This is a genomic window from Motilibacter aurantiacus (assembly GCF_011250645.1).
In the GTDB taxonomy this organism is placed as follows: Bacteria; Actinomycetota; Actinomycetes; order Motilibacterales; family Motilibacteraceae; genus Motilibacter_A; species Motilibacter_A aurantiacus.
Genome location: NZ_JAANNO010000010.1, coordinates 27,009 through 51,153, shown reverse-complemented (window position 1 = coordinate 51,153; position 24,145 = coordinate 27,009). Strand labels below are relative to the sequence as shown.

General features: G+C 75.0%; 21 protein-coding genes, 1 tRNA gene and 1 riboswitch. Of the genes, 14 read left to right on the top strand and 8 right to left on the bottom strand.

What is annotated here, in order from left to right:
* Positions 1–98 precede the first annotated feature (98 nt).
* A complete protein-coding gene (locus G9H72_RS16185) occupies positions 99–3,614 on the top strand; it encodes an amidase family protein (RefSeq protein WP_166172963.1) in 3,516 nt (1,171 codons plus the stop codon).
* A gap of 86 nt (positions 3,615–3,700) precedes the next feature.
* Positions 3,701–4,096, top strand: coding sequence for a VOC family protein (locus G9H72_RS16180; RefSeq protein ID WP_166172961.1), 396 nt, complete (start codon positions 3,701–3,703; stop codon positions 4,094–4,096).
* 21 nt (positions 4,097–4,117) lie between these two features.
* Here the strand turns inward: G9H72_RS16180 and G9H72_RS16175 are convergent, their stop codons facing one another.
* Positions 4,118–5,419 (bottom strand): sugar phosphate isomerase/epimerase family protein, encoded by a 1,302-nt coding sequence (locus G9H72_RS16175; RefSeq protein ID WP_166172959.1) that lies wholly within the window; start codon positions 5,417–5,419, stop codon positions 4,118–4,120.
* 424 nt (positions 5,420–5,843) lie between these two features.
* On the opposite strand from G9H72_RS16175, the gene G9H72_RS16170 reads away from it, so the two are divergent.
* Complete coding sequence (locus G9H72_RS16170) at positions 5,844–6,530, top strand: SIMPL domain-containing protein (RefSeq protein ID WP_166172957.1); 687 nt, start codon at positions 5,844–5,846, stop codon at positions 6,528–6,530.
* A gap of 46 nt (positions 6,531–6,576) precedes the next feature.
* On the opposite strand, the gene G9H72_RS16165 is transcribed toward G9H72_RS16170, so the two are convergent.
* Together G9H72_RS16165 and G9H72_RS16160 are read right to left on the bottom strand one after the other, a co-directional pair.
* Positions 6,577–6,649: transfer RNA gene (locus tag G9H72_RS16165), tRNA-Arg, on the bottom strand.
* Between the two features lie 71 nt (positions 6,650–6,720).
* Positions 6,721–6,945, bottom strand: coding sequence for a hypothetical protein (locus G9H72_RS16160; RefSeq protein WP_231127179.1), 225 nt, complete (start codon positions 6,943–6,945; stop codon positions 6,721–6,723).
* A 102-nt stretch (positions 6,946–7,047) separates the two neighbouring features.
* Between G9H72_RS16160 and G9H72_RS16155 the strand changes: the two genes are divergently transcribed.
* Positions 7,048–8,085 carry an LLM class flavin-dependent oxidoreductase gene (locus G9H72_RS16155; protein WP_331272363.1) on the top strand — a complete coding sequence of 346 codons (1,038 nt, stop codon included), beginning with the start codon at positions 7,048–7,050 and terminating at the stop codon, positions 8,083–8,085.
* A gap of 662 nt (positions 8,086–8,747) precedes the next feature.
* Here the strand turns inward: G9H72_RS16155 and G9H72_RS16150 are convergent.
* From G9H72_RS16150 to G9H72_RS16140, 3 genes are all read right to left on the bottom strand, one after another.
* The gene (locus tag G9H72_RS16150) at positions 8,748–10,841 is read right to left on the bottom strand and encodes a DEAD/DEAH box helicase (protein WP_166172953.1); all 2,094 of its coding nucleotides are present in this window, start codon (positions 10,839–10,841) and stop codon (positions 8,748–8,750) included.
* 114 nt (positions 10,842–10,955) lie between these two features.
* Entirely contained in the window at positions 10,956–11,216 is a 261-nt protein-coding gene (locus G9H72_RS16145) for a hypothetical protein (protein ID WP_166172950.1), read from the bottom strand.
* 47 nt (positions 11,217–11,263) lie between these two features.
* On the bottom strand, positions 11,264–11,458 hold the full coding sequence (locus tag G9H72_RS16140; protein WP_166172948.1) for a DUF2795 domain-containing protein: 195 nt from the start codon (positions 11,456–11,458) through the stop codon (positions 11,264–11,266).
* A gap of 283 nt (positions 11,459–11,741) precedes the next feature.
* Here G9H72_RS16140 and trhA point away from each other — a divergent pair, with 283 nt between their 5' ends.
* From trhA to otsB, 5 genes are all read left to right on the top strand, one after another.
* Entirely contained in the window at positions 11,742–12,428 is a 687-nt protein-coding gene (gene trhA, locus G9H72_RS16135; protein WP_407939597.1) for a PAQR family membrane homeostasis protein TrhA, read from the top strand.
* Between the two features lie 75 nt (positions 12,429–12,503).
* Positions 12,504–13,154, top strand: a complete 651-nt coding sequence (locus G9H72_RS23120) for a response regulator transcription factor (RefSeq protein ID WP_166172944.1) — start codon at positions 12,504–12,506, stop codon at positions 13,152–13,154.
* A 126-nt stretch (positions 13,155–13,280) separates the two neighbouring features.
* Positions 13,281–13,583, top strand: a complete 303-nt coding sequence (locus G9H72_RS16125) for a DUF3263 domain-containing protein (RefSeq protein ID WP_166172942.1) — start codon at positions 13,281–13,283, stop codon at positions 13,581–13,583.
* Positions 13,584–13,622: 39 nt separating this feature from the next.
* Entirely contained in the window at positions 13,623–14,261 is a 639-nt protein-coding gene (locus G9H72_RS16120) for a LytR C-terminal domain-containing protein (RefSeq protein ID WP_166172940.1), read from the top strand.
* Between the two features lie 18 nt (positions 14,262–14,279).
* Complete coding sequence (gene otsB, locus G9H72_RS16115; protein WP_166172938.1) at positions 14,280–15,137, top strand: trehalose-phosphatase; 858 nt, start codon at positions 14,280–14,282, stop codon at positions 15,135–15,137.
* A 21-nt stretch (positions 15,138–15,158) separates the two neighbouring features.
* On the opposite strand, the gene G9H72_RS16110 is transcribed toward otsB, so the two are convergent.
* Complete coding sequence (locus tag G9H72_RS16110; RefSeq protein ID WP_331272361.1) at positions 15,159–16,610, bottom strand: alpha,alpha-trehalose-phosphate synthase (UDP-forming); 1,452 nt, start codon at positions 16,608–16,610, stop codon at positions 15,159–15,161.
* 171 nt (positions 16,611–16,781) lie between these two features.
* Between G9H72_RS16110 and G9H72_RS16105 the strand changes: the two genes are divergently transcribed.
* From G9H72_RS16105 to G9H72_RS16085, 5 genes are all read left to right on the top strand, one after another.
* Positions 16,782–17,924 carry a peptidoglycan-binding protein gene (locus G9H72_RS16105; RefSeq protein WP_166172936.1) on the top strand — a complete coding sequence of 381 codons (1,143 nt, stop codon included), beginning with the start codon at positions 16,782–16,784 and terminating at the stop codon, positions 17,922–17,924.
* A 79-nt stretch (positions 17,925–18,003) separates the two neighbouring features.
* Positions 18,004–18,137, top strand: a riboswitch (SAM riboswitch).
* A 13-nt stretch (positions 18,138–18,150) separates the two neighbouring features.
* Complete coding sequence (gene thrC, locus G9H72_RS16100) at positions 18,151–19,407, top strand: threonine synthase (protein ID WP_166172934.1); 1,257 nt, start codon at positions 18,151–18,153, stop codon at positions 19,405–19,407.
* Positions 19,404–19,691 carry a MoaD/ThiS family protein gene (locus G9H72_RS16095; RefSeq protein ID WP_166172932.1) on the top strand — a complete coding sequence of 96 codons (288 nt, stop codon included), beginning with the start codon at positions 19,404–19,406 and terminating at the stop codon, positions 19,689–19,691. The genes thrC and G9H72_RS16095 overlap by 4 nt, the downstream gene beginning before the upstream one ends.
* 186 nt (positions 19,692–19,877) lie before the next feature.
* The gene (locus G9H72_RS16090) at positions 19,878–20,078 is read left to right on the top strand and encodes a cold-shock protein (RefSeq protein WP_166172930.1); all 201 of its coding nucleotides are present in this window, start codon (positions 19,878–19,880) and stop codon (positions 20,076–20,078) included.
* A 266-nt stretch (positions 20,079–20,344) separates the two neighbouring features.
* On the top strand, positions 20,345–23,377 hold the full coding sequence (locus tag G9H72_RS16085; protein WP_166172928.1) for a helix-turn-helix transcriptional regulator: 3,033 nt from the start codon (positions 20,345–20,347) through the stop codon (positions 23,375–23,377).
* Between the two features lie 28 nt (positions 23,378–23,405).
* Here G9H72_RS16085 and G9H72_RS16080 read toward each other — a convergent pair whose 3' ends face one another.
* Positions 23,406–24,110 carry a hypothetical protein gene (locus G9H72_RS16080; protein ID WP_166172926.1) on the bottom strand — a complete coding sequence of 235 codons (705 nt, stop codon included), beginning with the start codon at positions 24,108–24,110 and terminating at the stop codon, positions 23,406–23,408.
* Between the last annotated feature and the right edge of the window lie 35 nt (positions 24,111–24,145).

Here is a 24,145-nt window from a genome sequence, read left to right as displayed (position 1 = left end):
CGCCAACGGCTTCACGGGACGGAATTCGCGGCTTCACGCGGGCGAAACAGCGCCTCGGCACGATCGGGCCGCTTTCCCGCCCTTGCTGAGGAGCCGTAGTGCCCAGACCCGTCGTCCGCTCTCTCGTGGCGGCCATGGCCGTCACCGCCGCGCTCGCGGTGCCCATCTCCACCGCCGCAACCACCAGTGCCGCCATCGCCGCCGCCGCGCCCGCTCCCGTCCTCGACCTCGAGACGCTCGACGGCGTGACCGCCGAGCGCATGATGGCGGCCGGCCAGCTGACCTCGGTCCAGCTGGTGCAGGCGTACATCGACCGCATCGAGGCGCTGAACAAGCGCGGCCCCGGCCTGAACGCCGTCACCCAGCTCAACGAGAACGCGCTCAGGGAGGCCGCGAAGGCCGACGCGGAGCGCGCGCAGGGCATCGTGCGCGGGCCTGCGCACGGCCTTCCCGTGCTGCTCAAGGACCTGATCGACGTGAAGGGCATGTACACGTCGAACGGCAACTACTCGCTGCGCCACTCCTACCCGGCGGACGACGCGGGGATCGTCAAGAAGCTCAAGGCCCGTGGTGTGGTCATCCTCGGCAAGCTCGGCCTGTCCGAGTTCGCCAACAGCTTCGGCAGCCAGCCGTCGGGCTTCTCCAACCTGACCGGCCAGGTGCTCAACGCGGTCGACGCGGACCAGAACCCGAGCGGCTCGTCCTCGGGCAGCGGCGCGGCGGGCGCGGCCGCGCTCTCGATGCTCGTCGTCGGCACGGAGACCTCCGGCTCGATCATCAGCCCGTCGAGCACGCAGGGGCTCGTCGGCCTGCGCCCGACGGTCGGCCTCGTGCCGGCGTACGGCATCGGCCCGATCTCCTCCTCGCAGGACACCGCGGGTCCGATGGACCGCACGGTCGCCAACGCCGCGATGAACCTGCAGTCGATGGCCGGGCGTGACCCGAAGAACGAGGCGGGCTACGCCGCCGTCTTCGGCCCGAACTGGCAGCAGTCGATCCAGCGCGCGCCGGAGGCCGTGCCCGACTACATGTCCGCGCTCGACCTGAACTTCGTGCGGGGCAAGAAGATCGGCTACAACGGCACGTTCGCCGAGGGCACCCCCGCGAGGATCGCGTACGACGCCCTGGTCGCGGCGGGCGCCGTCATGGTCGAGCGCCCGACCGTCGCGGTCGGCACCGTGCCGGCGATCCCGAGCGCCTACCAGCAGCACAAGGCGATCGACGAGTACTACAAGAACCTCGGCCCGAACGCGCCCATCAAGAGCCTGGCCGAGGAGGTCGCGGACAACCACGCCAACGAGCACCAGGCGCTGAAGTTCGGCAACCAGAACCACGTGAACGCGCTGGCCGCGGAGACGACGCCGGGCGGCCCGAACGAGACGGCCTACCGCGAGGCGATGCCGATCCGGCGCGCGGCGCAGTGGAAAGCCATGGACACCATGATCAATGGTGGCACGCCGGACGACCCGAGCGACGACGTCCTGGCCATCCTGGGCACCGTGCCGAGCGGCCCGACCGCGGGCACGCCGCAGATCACCATCCCCATGGGCTACAACGCCACGACCCGCCGCACGCAGGCCGTGTCCATCCACGGCAACAACATGAGCGAGCGCAACCTGATCGGTGTCGCGTACGTCATCGAGCAGGCCACGAAGCTGGCCCAGGGCGTCTCCGACGTCAACCCCAGCATGTACCGCTGCGCGGACACCGCGACGCCGCAGCCGTACGGTGACCGGGGCAGCTGCAACCCCGACTACACCGACGCCATGACGCTCACCGGATACGCAATGCCTGATCTCGGCTTCAGCCTCGAGACCGAGTCGGCGCAGAGCCTGCAGGCGCGCATGACCGCCGGGACGCTCACCGCGGAGACGCTGACCAAGGCGTACCTCGCCCGCATCGCCTCCGTCAACGCCGCGGGCCCCGCGGTGCAGGCGGTCCGGTCGCTCAACACCGCGGCACTCACCGAGGCGAGGGCGTTGGACGGCGAGCGCGCCGCCGGCCGCACGCGCGGACCGCTGCACGGCATCCCCGTGCTGCTCGACGACACGATCGACGCGACCGGCCTGCCCACCACGGGTGGCTCGATCGCGCTGCAGGGCTCCATGCCCAAGAACGACTCGGCGGTCGTGGCGAAGCTCGAGGCGGCGGGCGCGATCGTCCTCGGCAAGACCAACGTCTCGGAGCTGAACGGCGTCGTCGACGCCAACATGCCGGAGGGCTACTCCTCGCTCGGCGGCCAGGTGCTCCTGCCCTCCGACACTGACAAGACCCCGGCCGGCTCCTCCGCGGGCTCGGCCGCGGCGACGGCCGCCGGGCTCGCCGCCTTCACGGTCGGCCTGGAGTCCTCGACGGACACTGCGCAGCTCATCGCCCCGGCGAACGCGGCCGGCGTCGTCGGCCTCAAGCCCACCGTCGGCCGGGTCAGCCGGGACGGCGTCCTTCCCGTGTCCAGGACGCAGGACTCGCCGGGCCCGATCACGAAGACCGTCTACGACGCCGCCCTGTCACTGCAGGCCATGGCCGGCGCCGACGCGGCGGACCCCGCGACGGCAGGTGCCCCGGTTGCTGCGGACTACCTGTCCGGGCTCACGCCGACGGCGCTCTCCGGCAAGCGGGTCGCCGTCGTCAGCAGCACGGCAGCGCCGTTCCCCGCGGCGGTCACGACCGTCCAGGGCCTCGGCGCCACGACGGTCACCAAGACCGCCGGGACCCCGAGCCCCAACCCCGCGAGCATCGTCACCCGCGAGCTCGAGCGCGACCTCGATGCCTACCTCGCCGACACCGCCGGCACGGGTGCGAAGTCGCTGGCGGAGGTCGTCGCCTACAACTCGGCGAACCCGGTCGAGGGCCTGAAGTACCAGCAGCGCGACCTTCTCGCCGCCCAGGCGGTCGACCTGACCGACCCGGCCACGGCCGCGGCGTACGAGGCGGACAAGGCCGCGGGCCTGGCGTCGAACAAGGCCGTCATCGACACGGTGCTCGACAACGGCACGCCGGGCGACCCGAGCGACGACTTCGACGTCGTGATGGCTCCCGCGGGCAGCGCGCTGGTCAACGTCGCCGACCGCGCGGGCTACCCGGTCCTCACCGTCCCGGCCGGCTACGGCACGGGCAGCGCGGGCCGCAACCCGATCGGCGTGACGTTCATCGGCTCGGCCTTCAGCGAGGCGAAGCTGCTCGCCGCGGGCTACGCCTTCGAGCAGGCGACGAACGTCCGCAAGGCACCGAGCTGGACCAACCCCTCGATGTGGCGGTGCGTCCCGGGCAGCACCTTCTTCACCGCGGAGCTGTGCAACCCCGGTGACCCGTTGATCTCGCTCTTCGAGCTGGAGTCGATGGTCGAGCGGTTCAACGCCGACGGGACGGTCTCCGACAAGACGACCGCGAACATCGGCGCCGCGCTGCAGAAGGCGGTCGAGCAGAACTACCTCGGCAGCGAGGCCCGCGCGATCGGCTACCTGCAGACGTTCGTGGACAAGGTCAGGAACCAGGTCAAGGGCGACGCCCGCGACGTGGAGGCCCGCGACATGCTGGTGAACGAGGCGACCGCCCGGCTCGCGTACCTCACGGCCCGTGAGGCGTACGAGGCGACGTGGGGCCTGAACAAGTAGTCGGCGAGCTGCAGGCCCCGTCCCCGCACTACGGTGCGGGGGCGGGGCCTGCCCCTTTCTCCGGTCGTCGGCACGAGGGATGAGACATGCACGTGAGCGAGCTGCGCCTGGTCGTCACCGCGGAGGACTACGACGCCGCGCTCGAGTTCTACCGGACCGTGCTCGGGCTCCCCGTCGTCGCCGACTACAGCTCCGACGACGGCCGCGCCGTGCTGCTCGACGTCGGGCGAGCCCGCCTCGAGCTCTTCGATGCCCGTCAGGCCGAGCACATCGACCGGGTCGAGGTCGGGCGCCGGGTGGCAGGGCACGTCCGGGTCGCGCTCGAGGTACCGGACTCCGCAGCGGCGACGCAGGCGCTGGCAGCGGGCGGCGCGGACGTGATCGCCGGGCCGACGCGTACGCCGTGGGGCTCGCTCAACGCCCGGCTCGCGGCGCCGGGCGGGCTGCAGCTGACCTTGTTCAGCGACGAGCCCGACGCCTGAGCCGGGTCCCCCAGCGCGAGGTCAGTCGACCCCGTTCTCCTTGTCCTCGGACTCCTGCAGCCAGTTGAGGACGACCTGGGCGTTGGCCATGAGGAGCATCTTGGCCTCCTCGTCCCCACGCACCTGGTTGTTCACCTTGGCGATGAACTGGCCCAGGTAGCCCATCGCGGACTGCTCGTGGCCGCCCTCGTAGCGCTTGACGGCGTTCGCGAGGCGCCCCTGCAGGTCCTCGCCGACCGCCGCCTTCACCCGGCCGGCGGCGACCATCGCATCGACCTGGTCGCGCAGCTCGTCGAGCCACGTCAGCGTGCGGATCACGAACAGGTTCTCGTAGCTGCGCATCGCCGCGCCCATGGCGCCGCCCGCGGAAGCCGGGGTGTTGGGGGCCGCGTCCTGCTCCCACAGCGGGTGGTGCATCGCCTTCGCGCCCACCTTGTCGAAGAAGGCGCGGAAGGGGATGTTCCCGAGCCCGATCTCGACGTCGGCGTACGAGTTGCCCTGGGCGGGGTTCGCGTTGGGCCGGCCGTCCTTCACGTGGAACAGGTGGTAGCGCTCGGGGTGGGCCGCGACGTAGTCGGCCGGGTCGAACCCGAAGGCGCCGTTGGGGAGCGGGACGCCGTTGGTGCCGCCGGGCTGCGCGAACTTCCGGGCGCCGCCGAAGGCCCAGAGGATGTCCATCTCGAGGAAGACGGCCTTGCTGAAGTCAAGGCTGTTGATCCACACGTCGTAGCGGCGCACCGTCGGCTGGTCCGAGGTGAAGGCGAACTCGTTGCTGTGGTTGTGCTGGTAGATCTTCAGCCCGTACGTCGCCGCGACCTCCGCGGCCTGGTTGTAGCGGTCGGCGGCCGCCTGGATGCCGGCGGTCGTGTTGCCGCCGGGGATGTCGTCGGCGGTGCCGAGGTAGGGCAGGCCGAGCTGGCGGGCGGTCTCGTACTGCTGCTCGCGCTGCCCCGCGTTGACGAGCGCGTTCGTGCCGATGTGGCTCCCTACGCCCTTGAGCCCGTTGTCCTCGAGGAGCTGCTTGAGCTGCGGGATCGTGATCGGGCCGGCGTTGCCCTGGGTGTAACCAGCGAACTCGACTTCCTTGAATCCCAGCCGGGCCAGCTCCTCGAACACCACGCGGAACCCGAGGCTGTTGATGAGGTTGCGGACGCTGTAGAGCTGAAGGCCCAGCGCGGGGGAGGGGGTGTCGGGCGCCGCGACGCCCAGCGCGGCGTTGGCCGTGCCCGCGAGCGGGCCGAGGGCGGCCGTCGAGGCGACGCCGAGCGCGGTGCCACCGGCCAGGCCGAGGAAGCCGCGGCGGCCGAACGGAGACTGAGCCATCAGGATCATCCTGTTCTCGTGGGGAGACTCGGAAGCGGTGACGCTGCACGGCAGCCTGGGATCGGGCACGTGGCCCGGCTGCCGAGAGATGGGTACGCGAGGGTGGGCGGCTAGCTCGCGTGCCGGCGGCGGTGGCCGACGCGAGGAGGGCTCCACGGCACGTGCGGCGGGCGTGCCGCGGAGGTGCTGGGCTCGACCGGCAGGAAGCCGGGAGTGTGATTCACAGCGTGCGTCTCCTCGTCGTTGAGGGGGTGCCGCGTGCCGGAAGGGGCGGGCACGCCGACGTCCGGACCCTAGGCGTGGACCGGACGGGGGGTCAAGAGAAAGCCTTTGTCCAGCGAGCGTCACCGGACATTCGCCGGTACCGAATGGCAGATGTGCATGGTGGCCGCCTCCCGGCCCTTTCGGCCCTTACGCTGCCCGCATGCCGTTGCTCTCCGTCCGGGGCTCTGCACGCCTCGCGGTGCCGCCCGACGCCGCCCGTCTCCTGCTGGGGATGTCCGGGAAGGGCCCGGACAACGGCGCGGCGCTGACCACCGTGCGCGCCTCCTCCGAGCGTGCCGTCGAGCTGCTGCGGGCCGGGGGCGGCGTGCCGCTCGAGCCGGAAGCGCGGCCGGCGCTCGGCTTCACCCGCGGACAGCTCACCCTGCGCCGGCCCATGCGCTGGGACGAGCAGCAGGGGCAGGAGATCGCGTACGGCCCGGTGACCGCCGAGCTGCTGCTCGAGGTCGTCGTCCGCGACTGGGCGCTGCTGCCGGTCGTCACCGGCCTGCTGGCCGAGGTCGAGGGGGCGTCCCTGGACGGCCTGACCTGGCAGGTTGACGAGGACAACTCGGGCTGGGCCCGGGCCAGGGCGCTCGCCGTGGCCGCTGCGCGCACCCGGGCCGAGCACTACGCCGCGGCCGTCGGCGCGGCGCTCGACGAGCTCGAGCACCTGGCCGACGCCGGCCTGCTCGGCGACCCGCAGCACTCCCGGGGCGCGTACGACACGGAGCAGGCGTTCGCCATGTCCGGCCGAGGGGTGCCTGACGCCGGCGGCCTGCCGCATCTGGAGCCCGTCCCGCAGGTGCTGCGGGCCGAGGTGGAGGCGAGGTACCGGGCGTCCCCGTGAGCAGCGTGTGCCGGTGAGCAGGGCACGGTCGGCGCTGCCGCGCTTGTGCCCCCGAGAGGATTCGAACCTCCGACACACGGTTTAGGAAACCGTTGCTCTATCCCCTGAGCTACGAGGGCGCACCACCGACGCTCGCAGGAATTCCGGGCGGGGCTCCTGCGGGCGCGCGACGGCGGTCAGTCTAGAGGTCTCACAGCCTGGTCAGCCGCGTGGACGGGTTCGTCACCCGCCGAGGGCCCTCGCCGAAGTCGACGGTGACCGAGTCCTCGCTCTCGATGCTGCAGACGCGGCCGAGGCCGTGCCGGTCGTGGCTCACGAGGTTGCCCGGCTCGAAGAGGACCTTGGGGGCAGGCGGGGGAGCGGGGACGTTGAACGGGCTTCCCGGAAGTACGCGCCGCGGCGCGGGGTTCGTCACAGGAGACATTCTCCCCCGAGTCACGGCCCCGATCCCCCGGAAGCCCGAGATCGGCGATCGGCGGAGGAAGCGGAGCCCCTCTCCCGGGCGTTCACCACGTTCGTGAGCACCGTGCGCCGCGTACCCCTCTCCGTCCTCGAGCTCTCGCCGGTCGGCAGCGGGCAGACCTCCCGCGACGCCCTCCTCGCCTCCGCGCAGCTGGCGGGGCGGGCCGAGCAGCTGGGGTACGCCCGCTTCTGGGTCGCCGAGCACCACAACACGCCGAGCGTGGCGAGCACCAGCCCGGCGGTCCTGCTGGCCCACCTGGCGGCCGCTACCGAGCGCATCCGGCTGGGCTCGGGGGGTGTCATGCTGCCCAACCACGCCCCGCTCGTGGTGGCGGAGCAGTTCGCGATCCTCGAGGCGCTGCACCCTGGCCGGGTCGACCTGGGCATCGGCCGGGCGCCCGGGACCGACCCGGTGACCGCGGCGGCGCTGCGGCGCACGCCCGAAGGCCTCGGTGCCGAGGACTTCCCGCAGGAGCTCGACACGCTCCTGGCGCTGCTCGGCGACCCGACACGCGCCGAGCCCCGGCAGACCCGCTTGAGCGCCACGCCGGCCGCGACGTCCTCGCCCCAGGTGTGTCTGCTCGGGTCGAGCGGCTACAGCGCCCAGGTCGCCGCGGCGCTCGGGCTGCCGTTCGCCTTCGCCCACCACTTCTCCGCCCAGAACACGGAGCCCGCCCTGGCGCTGTACCGCGACGCGTTCACCCCCTCGCGGGCGCTGCAGCAGCCGCACGCGATGGTGGTGGCCTCGGCCCTGGCCGCCCCCACGGCCGCCGAGGCCGAGCGGCTGGCGCTGCCCGGCCGGCTCATGCTGCTGCAGCTGCGCACGGGCCGGCCCGGGCCGATCGCGACCCCGGAGGAGGCCGCGGCGTACCCCTGGACCGACGCGGAGCGCGATCTGCTGGCCCGCTGGCCCAGCCAGCCGGTGGTGGGCACGGCGGAGCACGTCGTCGACGAGCTGGACGCGCTGGTCGACCGCACCGGTGCCGACGAGCTGATGCTCGCCACGTCGGCGCACTCGGCCGAGGACCGGGCGCGCAGCCTGGAGCTGATCGCGCAGGCCTGGGCGCGCCCGGTGCCTGCGGGCGCAGCCTGAGCGGCGCCCGCGCGGTGGGTGGGCGGTGTTGCAGCGGCCCGCAAGTGACGCTGCCGAGCGCGGTAGCCGGGCGCAAGCCCGTTGCAAGGGGACGACAAGCCGGGTCCTGCACTGTGTAGCCATGCCCAGCTACTCCGCAGGCCGCGCGACCCGCAAGCCCGCTCCCCGCCCCGCCCAGCCCTTCCGTCCCGTTCCCCGCCTCGGCAGCGCAGCCCCCGAGGTTCCCGCACACGGATGAGCGGCGGGGCGGGAGGCACCCGCACCCGACAGGGGTGGTGACCCCACCTGCGACCTGCCGGGAAGCACGGTCGATCCCGTGCCCCCGCCGGAGCAGAGTTCTGACCGGCGCCCGGAGCGGGTGCCGACCTGAACACCCCGCAATCCCAGGAGATCCTCGTGCCTGTCTACTCCGCCGGCTCGCCCGCCCCGTCCCCCAGCAGGTCGGCGCGAGGGCCGCGGGGGCCCGTCAGAAGCGGGCACCCCGCCCGGTGGGGGCGCAGCAGCGGCTGACCCCCGTCCGACCGCCGCGGCGCCATCGGCGGCCGGCCCTCCCCCAGAAGCCGGACGCCTCCGGAAGCGGTGGGCCGGAGCGCGCACCTGCGAGCGCGCTCCGGCCGCACCGCCCGCATCCTCGACTCCCAGCGCCCGCAGGCTCCCCGCGGTCACGGGCGCTGGTGAAGCACCAAGGGCAGGACGGGGCCGCCGCCCGCCTCCCGCAGCAGTGCCGCGGCGACCGTGGCGGTCCACCCGGACTGCCACACGTCGTCCACGAGCAGGACGGGCGCGCCCGGCGGCTCCGCGCCCGGGCGCAGCCGCAGCCCGGCAAGCACCCCGGCGGCGCGCGCGCCCGACGCGACGTCACGCGGAGCCGGCTGCCCCTGCGCCTCGAGCAGGTCGAGGACCGGCAGCCGCCCGACCGCCCCGATGTGCGCGGCCAGCGAGGCGACCAGCTGCGGCCTCGACCGCGACGGCACCGGCACGACCGCGACGGGGCGCTCGCCCCACTCGCGCCGCCAGCGCGACAGCACGCTCACCGCCGCGTCCGCGAGCTCGGCGGGCACCGGGCCGTCGCCGGCGCCGAGGGCGGCGAGGGCGTCCGCCCACGCCGGGTCGTCGGCGTACGCCAGGGCTCGGCCGGGCTCGGCCTGCGACCCCCGCGGGATGCGGCCTCGTCGCCCCGGCAGCGAGGGCCACATCTTGCGCGGCTCGAGGACGACGTCGCGCCCGCGCAGGTGGCGGCGGGCCGCGTCCACCAGCTCGGCGGGGGCGTCGGCACCCGGCGGCGGCAGCGTCCCCGTGCACACCGAGCACCGCCCGCAGGGCTCCGGTCCCGGGTCGTCCAGCGCCTCCTGCAGGAACGCCATCAGGCAGCCCGCGCCCGCGGCGTAGCGGCTCATGAGCTCGGCCTCGGCCGCACGGGCGGCGCGCAGCCGGGCGAAGCGCTCGGCGTCGAAGGACCATCCCGCCCCCGTGGCCCGCCAGCCGGAGCCGACGCGCGCCACCGCGCCGTCCACCGCGAGCAGCTTGAGCAGCGCCTCCAGCCGGCCCCGGCGCACGCCGGTCGAGGCCTCCAGCGCGGGGACGGTGAGCGCGTCCTGCGTCGCGGCGAGCTCGGCCAGCACCCGGTCGGCGACCTGCGGGTCCGGGATCGTCGCGGTCGCGAAGTGCTCCCAGATGCGCGGGTCGGACTCGGCCGCCGGCAGCAGCACGGCGACGGCGTCGTCGATGCCCCGGCCCGCCCGCCCGACCTGCTGGTAGTAGTCGACGGGGCTGGCGGGGGACCCGACGTGAAGCACGAACGCCAGGTCAGGCTTGTCGAAGCCCATCCCGAGCGCGGACGTCGCGATCACCGCCTTGAGGGCGTTGTCGCGCAGCGCCTGCTCCACCTGCTGGCGCTCGTCGGGGTCGAGCTTCGAGGAGTACGCCGCCACCTCGAAGCCCTGCGCCCGCAGGAACCCGGCCAGTCGCTCGGTCTCGGCCACCGTGAGCGCGTAGACGATGCCCGAGCCGGGCAGCGCGGCGAGCGCCGCGGCGGCCCAGGCGTAGCGCTCCAGCGCCCCGAGCCCGGGGACGACGGCCAGCCGCAGCGACGCCCTCGCCAGCGGGCCGCGGAAGGTCACCGTGCCGGCGCCGAGCTGCGCGGCCACGTCGTCGACCACCCGCGAGTTGGCGGTCGCGGTGGTGGCCAGCACCGGCACCGCGGGGACCCGGTCGAGCAGCTCACGGCTCAGGCGCAGGTAGTCCGGCCGGAAGTCGTGCCCCCAGCTGGACAGGCAGTGCGCCTCGTCGACCACGACGAGCCCGACGCGGGCCAGCAGCCCGGGCAGGACCGACTCGGCGAAACGGGGGTTGGCGAGCCGCTCCGGCGAGACGAGCAGCAGGTCGACCTCGTCGCGTGCGAGCGCCGCCTCGATCGCCGGCCAGTCGTCCACGTTGCCCGAGTGCAGCGCGGCAGCGCGGACACCCGCCCGCCGCGCGGCCGCCTCCTGGTCGCGCATCAACGACAGCAGCGGGCAGACGACGAGCGTGAGGCCCCCGCCCGCCTGCCGCTCGGCGACCGTCGCCATGAGGTAGACCGCGGACTTGCCCCAGCCGGTCGCCTGCACCACCAGGGCCCGACGCCGGTCGACCACGAGGGCGGACGCCGCAGCGACCTGGTCGGGGCGCGGCGTCGCGGCCGGCCCGGCGAGCCGCCCGACCACCTCGCGAGCGGCGGCGTCGAGCGACTCGGGGGCGAGAGCTGCGGTGTTCGGCACGGGGCCAGCCTGCCCCAGGGCACCGACGGCGCGGCCGCGCCGTCCCCAGGGCCGGCCTCGCAGAGCGCAGCGGGCCCGCGGTCGGTCGACCGCGGGCCCGCTGAGGTAGCGGCCCTAGTCGTCCGGCGGGCCGGCGCCCGGGCCGGCGGCGAGGTCGCGGGCCTCCTCCGGGTCGCTCGTGGTGCCGGGGGCGGCGTCGCCGACGGTGGCGGTGAACCCGACCGGTGCGCCCGCTGCGGAGACCTCCGCGCCGCCGCCGGTGTCGGGGGCGGCCGGGGCGGTGCCCGACCCCTGCTCGGGGTTGTCGGGCGCCGACCCGGCCCCGGGGCCGACGGTGTCGGGCGCCTCGTCAGGGGAGAACGGTGTCTCGGTCATGAGGCCGCGTCTACCCGCGCCGTGCCCGGCCCGAACACGCGCATCGCTCAGCGGTCCGGGGTGGACCGGAGCACCTCGTCGAGGCTGCGGTAGTCGGCGAGCGGCAGCGTGCGCAGCGAGGCGAGCACCTCCTGCGTGGCCCCCGCCTGCTCGGCGTGGCGCACGATGTCGTCCTTGCCCGCGGGGAAGTCGACGTCGTTCAGGGCTGCCTTGATGTCGTCGTCGTACGCGTACTGCGCCACGTCACACTCCTCGCCGTCCGTGCGTGCCTGCGTCCCCGCCCTGGTGCCCGCCTGGTGGAGGCTCACGCGTCGATCGGCCGGTCATCGGCGCCATCGGCACCCGGCCCGCCCACGCGGCCGGGCGCGTCCGCCGCTCTCGCCCTCGCTTGGCTCCTGCTCCTACAGTGAGGGGGTGCGCAGGCGTCAGAAGCAGGTCGAGGCCCGCGCGGTCGAGCGCCCCCCGAGCCGGGCGGCCGACGTGCGCGAGAACGTCCGCGAGACCGTCGACTCCGTCCGGGACAACGTGCGGGAGACCGTCGACACGGTCCGCGACAACGTCCGGGAGACGGTCGACAGCGTCAAGCCGAAGCTGCGTGGCTGGCTCCACCTGGGGACGTTCCCGGCCTCGATCGTCGCCGGCTTCGTCCTCGTCGCCTTCTCCCCGACCCTGGAGGCCCGGCTCGCGACCTCGGTCTTCGCGCTGACGGCCATCCTGCTGTTCGGCGTCAGCGCGACGTACCACCGCGGGAGCTGGGGGCCGCGTGCCCACGCGGTGCTCAAGCGGCTCGACCACTCCAACATCTTCCTGATCATCGCCGGCACGTACACGCCCTTCGCGGCGCTGCTGCTCGACGGTGGCGGGGGCAGGACGCTGCTCTGGATCGTCTGGCTGGGCGCGCTGGCCGGCGTCGTGTTCCGTGTCTTCTGGTCCGACGCGCCGCGCTGGCTCTACACCCCGGTCTACCTCGCGCTCGGCTGGGTGGCGGTGTTCTACCTGCCGGAGATCCTCCGCCACGGCGGCGTCGCGGTGCTCGTCCTGCTCATCGTGGGCGGCCTCTTCTACACCGTCGGTGGCCTGGTCTACGCGGCGAAGCGCCCCGACCCCTCGCCGCGCTGGTTCGGGTTCCACGAGGTCTTCCACGCCTTCACGCTCGTGGCCTTCGTCGTCCACTACATCGCCGTGTCGTTCGTCGCGTACTCCGCGGGCTGACCCCCCTCGAGCGAGCGTGCACGTCCGGGAGCGCCGGCGCGTACGCAGAAGGCCGTGGCCCTAGGCTCCGGGGCCGTGCGCATCGTGATCGCCGAGGACAGCGTGCTCCTGCGCGAGGGGCTCACCCGGCTGCTCGAGGACGGAGGGCACCGGGTCGTGGCGGCGGTGGGGGACGGCGACTCCCTCGTCCCCGCCGTCGAGGAGCACCGCCCGGACGTGGCGGTGGTCGACGTGCGCATGCCCCCGACCCACACCGACGAAGGGCTGCGTGCCGCCGTCGCGGCCCGTGAGCGGGTCGCGGGGCAGCCGGTGCTCGTGCTCTCCCAGTACGTCGAGGACACGTACGCCGCCGAGCTGTTGGCGTCGGGGGACGGGCGCGGCGTCGGCTACCTGCTCAAGGACCGGGTCGCGGACGTGGGGGACTTCCTCGACGCGCTGCGCCGGGTCGCGGCGGGCGAGGCCGTGCTCGACCCCGAGGTCGTCGCCCAGGTGCTGGTCCGCCGGCGCTCGGTCGACCGGCTGGCCGCCCTGACCCCGCGCGAGCGCGACGTGCTCGCGTTGATGGCCGAGGGGCGGTCCAACGTCGCGATCGCCGACCGGCTCGTCGTCTCCGAGGGCGCGGTCGAGAAGCACGTGACCAGCTTGTTCACGAAGCTCGGCCTGCAGCCGGACGCGGCGGACTCGCGCCGGGTGCTTGCGGTGCTGGCCTGGCTGGGCGCGCCCTGAGCGGAGCGCTCGGCGGGCGGCGGCGGGACCTCGGGTCCCCCGAAAGGGGCGCGCGGCGCTGAACCACACCGTTGTCATTCGCTGGCTAGACTGCCCGGAGACGACGCCGTATCCGAGGGAGTGCGCATGGACGCCGCGAGGGCAACGAGTCGGTCCGCCGCCACGTCCGTCGGGGCCGAGGGGCTCACCGAGCGCGAGTGCGAGATCCTCGCCTTCGAGCGGCAGTGGTGGAAGTACGCGGGGGCCAAGGAGCAGGCGATCCGCGAGCTGTTCGACATGTCGGCCACCCGCTACTACCAGCTGCTCAACGCGCTGCTCGACCGCCCCGAGGCGCTCGTGCACGACCCCATGCTCGTCAAGCGCCTGCGCCGGCTGCGCTCGGCCCGGCAGCGGCAGCGCTCGGCGCGCCGGCTCGGCTTCGAGGCGTAGCGGCCGGCCGGCCAGCTCCGGCATAGCCTCGTACCCGACATGAGCAGGTCCTCCTCGCGAGAGCAGCCCGACGCCCTGGCCCGCCCGCGCCACGGCGCGCACCGCGGTGGCGGCGCGGCCGCGCGCGCCGCGCTCGGCTCGCTCGTGGCCGTCCTCGCCGTCGTCGCCATCGTCGGCGGGCTCTGGGCGTTGCTCGGGCGCGACGCGGTCGACACCAGCAGCGCCGACGACTCGGTGTCCGCCGGCTCCACGTACGAGGCGGCCGACGCGGAGCCGACGAGCGAGGCGAGCACCGGGACGGCGCCGCCGCGGGCGCCCCGTACGCCCCGCGCGACCCCGGCGCGCACCGCCACGCCCACGCCCGCGCCCACGCCCGCGGCCACACCGACGCCGGAGCCGTCGGCTGCGGACCCGCAGGACCTGCAGGTCATCGTGCTCAACCAGACCGGCCGCAACGGCCTGGCCGCGGGCACGGCTGCGCGGCTGCGCGCGGCCGGCTGGTCGGTCACCGGCGTCGGCAACTTCCGCGGCACGGTGCCCTCCACGACCGTCTACTACCCCGACGGCGCCGAGGCCGCGGCTCGTGCCCTCGCCGCGGACCTCGACGGCCCCGACCGGGTCCGGCCGCGCTTCAGCACGCTCTCCTCGTCCAAGCTGACCGTCGTCCTCGCCTCCTGACCGCAGGGGAAGCGCCCCATGACCGCTGACCTCTGGCCCGCACCCACCGGGGCCCCCACCACGACCGCCGGCCGGGAGGGTCTCGCCGCCCTGCTCGCCGCGCCCGAGCGTGCGGTGATCGGGCTCGACTTCGACGGGACGCTCGCGCCCATCGTCCCGGACCCGGAGGACGCCCGTGCCCATCCGGGCGCGGTGCGCGGGCTCGCGCTCGTCGCGCCCCGCCTCGGCCGGCTCGCGATCGTCACGGGCCGGCCGGCCGCGCGCGCGGTCGAGTACTCCGGCATCCGGGGCCGGGCGGGGCTCGAGCGGATGTCCGTGCTCGGCCACTACGGGCGCGAGCGCTGGGACGCGGAGACCGACGAGCTGACGGCCCCCGAGCCGGCGCCCGGAGTGGCCGTGGCCCGCGCGGCGCTGCCCGCCCTCCTCGCCGAGCTGGGAGTGGTGGGGGCGTACCTCGAGGACAAGGGCAGCGCGGTCGCCGTCCACACCCGCCGGTCGCCCGACCCGGCCGCGGCGATGGACCGGCTGCGCGAGCCGCTCGGCGCGCTCGCGGGGGCCAACGCGCTGGTCGTCGAGCCGGGGCGGCACGTGCTCGAGCTGCGGCCCCCCGGCGTGGACAAGGGCGGCGCGCTCCGCACGCTCGCCGCGGAGGCTGCGGCCCCCGGCCCGTCCGCGGTGGTGTTCGTCGGCGACGACCTCGGCGACCTGGCGGCCTACGACGCGGTCGACGCGCTGCGCGCCGAGGGCGTTCCCGGGCTGCTCGTCTGCAGCGGCTCCGACGAGGTCGTCGAGCTGGCGCGGCGGGCCGACGTCGTGGTGGACGGGCCGGCGGGGGTCGTGCAGTGGCTCGAGGGGCTGGCGCTCGCCCTGGGCTGATGGCCCCAGCCGGCTCCCGCGTCAGGCGTCGAGGGCGTCGACCTGGTCGCCGAACCACCGCTGCGGCGGCAGCGCGCACGCGGCGGCGACCAGTCCGCGCGCCCGCTCGCGGCGCTCGTCCGGGGTCATGGACAGCGCCCGGTGGAGGGCGTCGGCGGTGGCCGACACGTCGTACGGGTTGACCATGAGCGCGTGCTCGGAGAGCTCGTGGGCCGCGCCGGCCTCGGTCGAGAGGATGAGCGCGCAGGCCTGGTCCGAGAGGGCCGGGCCCTCCTTGGCGACGAGGTTCATCCCGTCGCGGACCGGGTTGACGAGCAGCACGTCCGCCACGCGGTACGTCGCGAGCGAGCGGGCGAAGTCGTCCTCGACCGAGACGAGCAGCGGCGACCATCCCGGCTCACCGAACTCCTCCTCGATCTCGTCCGCGAGTCGGAGCACGTGGGCCGTGTACTCGCGGTACTCGGGCAGGTCGTGCCGCGAGGGGTACGCCCCCGCGATGTGCACGACCCGGCGCCGCCACTCCGGGTGCCGACGAAGCAGCTCACGGTAGGCCAGCAGGCCGCGGACGATGTTCTTCGACAGCTCGGTCCGGTCGACCCGGGCGACGACCTTGCACGCGCCGATCTGCGCCCGCAACGCCTGCTCCTTGGTGGCGACGTCCGGGCGCTGGGAGCGCTGCCGCAGCTCCGCCGGGTCGATGCCGAGCGCGTGCACCGCGACCCGCGTGGTGCGCCCGGCGTAGGTCACGGTGCACCCGCCACGGTCGACCGTGGCCCCCAGGACCTGCTCGCAGCAGTCGAGGAACGCGCTCACCCAGCGCGGCGCGAGGAACCCGGCGTGGTCGGCACCGAGCACGCCGAGCAGCACCTCCCGGGCGATCGCGTCCGGCAGCAGCCGGAAGTAGTCCACCGGCGCCCACGGGGTGTGCGAGAAGTGTGCGATGCGCAGGTCCGGCCGGAGCTCGCGCAGCTGCCGCGGGGTCAGCGTGAGGTGGTAGTCCTGCACGAGGACCTTCGCCCCCGGCGCGGCGTCCTCGGCCAGAGCCGCGGCGAAGGCACGGTTGTACGCCGTGAACGACTCCCACTCGCGGGTGAACGCCGTGTCGAAGCAGGGCGTGGTCGCGGTCGCGTAGAGCAGGTGGTGCAGGAACCACAAGGTGGAGTTGGCGACGGCGTTGTAGGCCCGGCCGAAGGTGAAGGCGTCGATCCCGTCGGCGTCCGCCAGCATCCGCACCTGCAGCCCGTCCGTGTCGTGGCCGGCGAGGTCCAGCCGGCCGCCGGGCGCGGCCGTCGCGGCCTGGCGGTCGGCGTCGCCCAGGGCGCAGCAGACCCAGAGCGCGTGCGCGTCGCTCCCGATGCCGGTGAAGGCCGAGACCAGGCCGCCTCCGCCCCGGCGTCCGGTCAGTCCACCGTCCTCGTCGTGGACGAAGGACAGCGGCCCGCGGTTGGAGGCGACGAGCAGCGATGCTGGCACCGCCCGAGCCTACGACCGATCGTCGCGCGAGCCGGGCAGACCGGGCACCGCGTCGGCTACGGTTCCCAGGCCGCGAGCCGACCAGGGGCCGCACGCCGCTCAAGAGCGGGCGCCGCCGCGCCGAAGCACGCGGCAGCCCCGCGTCCACCGCACCTTCGAGGAGCTCGCCTCGTGCGCCTGCCCTGCCGGCTGTCGACCCTGACCCCGCTGCTTCTGGTCTCCGCCGTCGTCGGTGGGCTGGTGGCGCTGCCGAACGCCCAGGCCGAGCAGGCCGAGCAGGCCGAGCAGGCCGAGAAGGCCGAGAAGGCACGGCCGTCCGCGTCCCCGGCGCGCCCCGCCGCGACGGCCGCCGGCACCCTCACCGGGGGCGACGTCTCCTGGCCGCAGTGCTCGAGGAAGCAGGGCGGGTACGACCTCCCGCTGCCCTCGCGCGGGGCCGGCTTCGTCGTCGTGGGCCTGACGAAGGGGCTGCCGTTCCAGGAGAACCCGTGCCTGGACGCCCAGCTGGCCCACGTGGCACGGCTGTCGGCCCGGCTGGCCGTCTACTCCTTCGCCGCCTACCCCACCAAGGGGCAGCTGGCCGCGAGCGGGGGGAGCGGGCCGTACGACGCGTCGACCCGGCTCGGCCGGCTCTCCAACGCCGGGTACGCGCAGGGCAAGTGGTCGGCGGCGACGCTGGGCAAGCGCAGCGCGCAGGTCCCGTTCGTCTGGCTGGACATCGAGCCGCGCCGGGTGCAGAACTGGCCGCGCACGGACCAGGCCGGCAACCGGGCGGTGATCGCGGGCGCGGTCAAGGCGCTGCAGGACGCCGGGTACGGCGTCGGGTTCTACTCCTACGCCAACGGCTGGAGGGAGATCACCGGCGGCATGCGCTCGGCGCTGCCGGTGTGGGCGACGGCCGGCCGCCGTGGCCGGGCCGCCGCCGAGGCGATGTGCGACACCCCGTCCTTCTCCGGCGGCCCGGTCATGATCGCCCAGTGGTACGACAGCGTCCGTGACTCCGACGTCACCTGCGCCCGCATGCACGGGGCGGTCACGGTCGCGGCGAGCGACCTCGCGCCGTACCGCGGGCTGGTCCTCGGCCGTGGCGACCGCGGCGCGGGGGTCAGCGCCCTGCAGCGCCGGCTCGGCGTGCCGGTCTCGGGCAACTTCAACGCAGCCCTGGAGAAGAAGGTGCGCGGTTTCCAGAAGGAGCGCGGCCTCGTGGCCGATGGAGTTGTCGGCCCCAAGACCTGGACGGCCCTCGGAGCCACCGCGGTCCGGGTGGTCCGGCAGGGCGCCGGGGTGGAGGAGACGTACTTCGGGACCGCGTGAGCGGCGCGTGATGCCGCTCACCCGCCTGCCGGGGTCGTCGGCGATCGTCTACGATGGCTGCCGCACAACAACTGAACACAGCTCATCCAGAGGGACTGAGGGAACGGCCCGTCGACGTCCCGGCAACCCTGGCAGCGTCTCGTGATCGCGAGGCCCGCTGCGCAGTAGGTGCCAACTCCGGCCTGCGGAACGTCCGCCAGGCGAAGATGAGGAGAGGCCTCGCTTCATGACGCTCCTGAACGCCCCTGCGCCCAGCGCCACCGCTTTCGGCAACGCCGTCGCGCTGTCCTGTCGCGAGTGCGGCACCCGCTTCGAGCTCGGCGCTGCCTACGCCTGCGAGGAGTGCTTCGGCCCGCTCGAGGTGCTCTACGACGTGCCTCGGCTGACCCGCGAGCGCATCGAGTCCGGCCCGCAGTCGATCTGGCGCTACCGCGACCTGCTGCCGGTCCCGGCCGACGTCGCCGCGCACCCCGGCCTCCAGCCCGGTTGGACCAAGCTCGTCAAGGCCGACAACCTCGCCCGGGAGCTCGGCGTCCGCTCGCTGTGGGTGAAGGACGACTCGGGCAACCCGACCCACTCGTTCAAGGACCGGGTCGTCGCGGTCGCCCTGTCGGCCGCCCGCCAGCTGGGCTTCACCACGGTCGGCTGCGCCTCCACCGGCAACCTGGCGAACGCCGTCGCGGCGGCCGCCGCTCGGGCGGGGCTGCGCTCGGTGGTCTTCGTCCCGTCCAACCTCGAGGCCGGCAAGACCGTGACCACGGCCGTCTACGGCGGCACGCTCGTCGCGGTCGAGGGCAACTACGACGACGTCAACCGGCTCTGCAGCGAGGTCGCGGGCGACCAGCCCTGGGGCTTCGTCAACATCAACCTCCGGCCGTACTACGCGGAGGGCTCGAAGACGGTCGGCTACGAGGTCGCCGAGCAGCTCGGCTGGCACCTGCCCGAGCAGGTCGTGGCACCGGTGGCGTCCGGCTCGCTGCTGACCAAGGTGGACAAGGGCTTCACCGAGCTGGGCAAGGCCGGGCTCGTGGAGCCCACGCCGTACAAGGTCTTCGGTGCCCAGGCGACGGGGTGCTCGCCGGTCGCCCAGGCCTTCCGCGCCGGGGCCGACATCGTCAAGCCGGTCCGCCCCGACACCATCGCCAAGTCCCTCGCCATCGGCAACCCGGCCGACGGCCCCTACGCGCTCGACGTCGTCCGCCGCACCGGCGGGGCCATCGCGGACGTCAGCGACGAGGAGGTCGTGGAGGGCATCCGCCAGCTCGCGCGCACCGAGGGCATCTTCGCCGAGACCGCGGGCGGCGTCACCCTCGCGGTGGCCAAGAAGCTGCTGGCCGAGGGCCTGCTCGACCCCGACGCCGAGACCGTCCTGCTCAACACCGGCGACGGGCTGAAGACCCTCGACGCCGTCGCCCCCGTGGTCGGCCCGACCGCGACCATCGCCCCGTCCTACGACGCGTTCCAGAAGGCAGGCCTCGCATGAGCGTGAGTGTCCGTATCCCGACCATCCTGCGCACCTACACCGACGGTGCGGCCGAGGTGACCGCGGACCCGGGCGAGGGCGCCACGCTGGCCGACCTGCTCGAGACGCTGGACAAGAGCTACCCGGGCCTCAAGGGCCGCGTGCTCGATGACGCGGGCAACCTCCGGCGCTTCGTCAACGTCTACGTCGGTGACGAGGATGTCCGATTTGCGGAAGGTCTTGCGACGCCCACTCCTGCGGGCGCTTCGGTCTCCGTCATCCCGGCCGTTGCCGGAGGCTGCTAGCCGCTCGTTGCGCGCGCGTGACAGCTTGTAGACGTTGCTCTAGAGGGATGGTCACGGGGTCGTAACGTCACTAGAGTTCGCGCCGGTCGTCCACCTCGTCCAGCCCTGCGCCAGCGGTCAGCGGAAGTGTCGACCCGGGGCTCGCAACACCGCGGGTCCTGTGAAGGCACAGCACAGGGAGTGGCAATGCCTCAGGGCACCGTCAAGTGGTTCAACGGCGAGAAGGGCTACGGCTTCATCGCCGTCGACGGTGGAGCGGACGTTTTCGTGCATTACAGCGCGATCGACATGCCCGGCTTCAAGACGCTCGAGGAGAACGCGCGCGTCGAGTTCGAGATCACCCAGGGCAGCAAGGGCCCGCAGGCCGACAAGGTCCGCGTGGTCTGACCTGCCGTGGCGGCTCCTGCGCGAGCAGGCGCAACCGTCCGTGGTCCCCGACCGGTCACCCGAGCTCGCCGGGCAGGTCGGGAGCCACGGGGAGCCGACCCCCTCCGCACCACCCAGGCCCGGCCCGGCACGTCCTCGTGGACTGCCGGGCCGCGCTGCGTGCCGCCCGCCCCGGCCCGCCCCGGACGGCAGGGCCAGGGGCTGCGGCCCGACCCGGTGGCGGGCAGGGGCCGCGGCTCGTCGCTGCCTCTGGGCAGGATGAGGCCGTGCCTGTGCTGAACGGCCCCCGGACGCCTGCCGGCGCGCGCGGCCCGGCCCCGCTGGTGGGCCGCGACGCCGAGCTGGCCGAGCTGTCCGCCCTGCTCGGCCTCGGCCCGGAGGCTGCTCGGGCGACGCGGCCCACGCAGGCCGTCGAGGCCACCGGGCCCGAAGCGGCCACGCACGCCGCGGGGGCGGCGGACCGCCGGGAGCCCGGGGCCGCCGTCCTGCTCGGCGGGGAGGCCGGAGTCGGCAAGACCCGGCTCACGGCCGAGCTGCGCAGCGCGGCCCTGCACGCCGGCCGGACCGTGCTCCAGGGCCACTGCATCGATCTCGGCGGCAACGCCCTGCCCTACCTGCCGGTCTCGGAGGCTCTGGGGCGGCTGCCGGCCGCCGCCGTCGGGGGCCTGCTCGAGCGCTGGCCGGTGCTCGGCCGCCTGCTGCCCGGGCACGCGGCCGGCCCGGCGCGCGCGCCCTCGGGAGCCGATGCACGAGCCGAGCTCTTCGAGGCGGTGTGGTCAGCGCTCGAGCAGCTGTCGGCCGAGGCCCCCCTGCTGCTGGTCGTCGAGGACGCCCACTGGGCCGACACCTCCACGCGTGAGCTGCTCAGCTACCTGCTGCCGCGCACCGCGTACGCCCGCGTGACGGTGCTGGTGACCTACCGCACGGACGACCTGCACCGCCGGCACCCGCTGCGCCAGGACGTGCTCCAGTGGTCGCGGCTGGACCGGGTGGCCCGCTTCGTGCTGCGCCCGCTGCCGGCCGCCGCGGCCCGGCGCCTCGTGCACGAGCTGGCGCCCGGGGCGGCCGACGCCGAGCTCGTGGAGCGCATCGTCGCGCGGGCCGAGGGCAACCCGTTCTTCGTCGAGGAGCTGGTCGCGGCCGCGCGGGCGGGCGAGCGCGACCTGTCAGCGGACCTCGTCGACCTGCTCCTGCTCCGGCTGGACCAGCTCGACGAGGCGACCCGCACCGTGCTGCGGGCCATGTCCGTCGGCGGCCCGCACGTGGGCCACGCGCTGCTGGCCGCTGCTCTGACCGCGAGCGGTGCGACGCCGGGGGGCGACGGGCCGGCGCTCGAGGCCGCGCTCCGGCAGGCGCTGGACGCCAACCTCGTGGTCGCCGAGCGCGACGGCTACGCCTTCCGGCACGCGCTCCTCGCCGAGGCCGTCTACGAGGACCTGCTGCCGGGCGAGCGGGTGCGCTGGCACCGGGGCTACGTCGCGGTACTGCGCGAGCGCACCGGGCCGGGGGCCGCGGCCGAGCTGGCCCGGCACGCCCACGGGGCGGGCGATGCGGCCACGGCGATCGAGGCGGGGACGCGCGCGGGCGACGAGGCGATGGCCGCCGGAGGCCCGGCCGAGGCGACGCGCCACTTCGAGAACGTCCTGCAGCTGCTCGCCGAGCACCCGGAGCGCGAGTCGCCGGCCGTCTGGGCCGACCTGGTGCTGCGGACCGCCGAGAGCGCCGTCGCCGCCGGACTGCTGCACCGCGCCGTCGCACTCCTGCAGGACGCGGTCGCCGCGCCGCGGGCCGGCCTCGACGACGAGCGCCTCGCCCTGCTCCTGCACGCCACGGCCCGCACCGCGCTGATGCTCGACGCGCCCTTCGACGCGCTCAGCGTCACCAGCCGCGCCCTCCGGCTCGCGCCGGCCGCCGAGCCGGGGGAGCTGCGGGCCCGCCTGCTCGCCACGCACGCGATCGCCGCCGTGGACTGGGGCCGGGACGAGGACGGCGCGCGGTGGGCCCGCGAGGCGGCGGACCTGGCGGTCCGGCTGCGGCTGCCGGCCGTCCTCGCCGACGCGACGACCACGCTCGCCCGCCTCGCCCAGCTGCCCGCCGGGGCCCAGGTCGAGGCGGCGCTGCGCCGCAGCGTCGCGGAGGGGCGCGACGCCGGTGACGCGGTCGCGGAGCTGCGCAGCGCCCACAGCCTGGGGCTGGTGCTCTACGAGAGCGGGCGGCTGGACGAGGCGCAGGAGGCGTACCTGCTGGCGGCCGGGCGCGCGCGCGAGATGCACCGGCCGTGGGCGCCGTACGGCCTCGACAGCCGTGTCATGGCCGGGCTGGTCGCCTACGCCCGCGGGGACTGGGACGCCGTGCTGCGGGTCACCGACGTCGAGGACGAGCAGCCTCCGGCGCTGGCCCGAGCGGTCCTGGAGTCGGTCTCGCTCATGGTGCTCGCGGGACGGGGAGACCCGGCGGGGCCGGCGGTCCTGGACCGGCTGCGCCCGTGGTGGCACACCGACATCCTCACCGGCATCAACCTCGCCGCTGCCGGAATCGACCTGGTGGGGCCCGCCGCCGGGCCGGACGCGGCGACCGCACTGCACGAGGAGTTCGTCGACGCCGTGGAGCCCATGATCGGCACCCGGCTCTTCAGCGCCCGCATCCGCCTCGGGGCCCTGCTGCTCGGCCAGTACGCCGCGGCCGCGGCGGCCACGCCCCGGGAGCGCGAGCGGCTGGCGCGCGCCGGGCGGGACGTGCTCGCGCAGGTGGAGGAGGCCGCCGCTGCCGCGACCCGGTTCGGCCCCGAGAGCGTCGCCTGGCTCGCCCGGGCGCGCGCCGAGCACCAGCGGCTGCAGCACGCCGCGGGTCGCCCCGAGGCCGGGGCAGGCGCCCTCGTGGCGTCCTGGCAGGAGGCGGTCGACGCGCTCGCGGCCTTCGGGCACGTGCCGGAGACGGCGCGGGCGCGTGCCCGCCTGGCCCTAGCCCTGCGCGCCGACGGGCGTATCGAGGAGGCGGCGGCCTGCGCCTCCGACGCGCTCGCCGTCGCCCGCCGGCTGGGCGCGGAGCCGCTGCGCCGCGAGCTGGAGGCGGCCGGGGCCGTGGCCCAGGCCGCGGACGACCCGGAGCGGCTGACCGCCCGCGAGGTCGAGGTGCTCGCGCTGGTCGGCCGGGGGCTCACCAACCGGGAGGTCGGGCAGCGGCTGTTCATCAGCGCCAAGACCGTCAGCGTGCACGTCTCGAACGCCATGGCGAAGCTGCAGGCCGCGACGCGCAACGAAGCGGCCTACCTCGCGCGGCGGCGCGGGCTGATCGACTAGGGCGCGCGGGCCCGGCCTGCGCGCGTCCCTAGGGCCGAGGGGCGCCGGCGCCGTCGGCGTCCTCCGGGCCCGTCGCCGCCCCCGGGTGGGCACCCGCCCGCCAGGCCGCCGCGGCGGTCTCCAGCCGGGCGGCCGCGCGCAGGTTGCCCTCGGCGAGCCGCGCCTCGTGCTTGCGGGCCTCCTCGTCGTCGCCCACCTCGCTCACCGCGAACCGGCCGCACGCCACGACCCGGTGCACGGCGGCCGCGCGCTCCATGGCGGCCGGCGGGTCGCCCCGCAGCGCGGTGGTCACGACGGCGTCCCCGACCGCGGCCAGGTCCTCGGCCGTCGGCGTCTCCGGCACGCCCGACACCGCGTCCGCCACGGGGGCGTGGCCGCGCCCGGAGCGGTAGATGCGGGCCGCCTCGGCCGACTGGCGGGTCAGCCAGGCGCGCAGCAGGTAGAGCGACCAGAGCGCGGCCGGCAGGCCGTCCTCCTCCGGCTCGGCCCACAGCTCGCGCAGCGCGTCCAGCCCGAGCGTCTCGTCGAGCCGGACCAGCTCCGCAGCCAGGCCCGGGTCGTCGCGGCCGGCGGCGAGCAGCGCGCTCGCCGTCGCGTACGCCCGCTCGCGCTTGGCCACCGGGTCGGCGTCGGGCGCGGGCAGCCAGAGGCCGGGGGCGGGCAAGGGCAGCGGCCGGTGCGGCCGGTTCGCCGGCTGCTGCGGGCCGTGGTCGGGGCTGCTGTACTGCGACATCGCCTCCAGTGTGCCTTCCGGTGCCGCGGCCAACC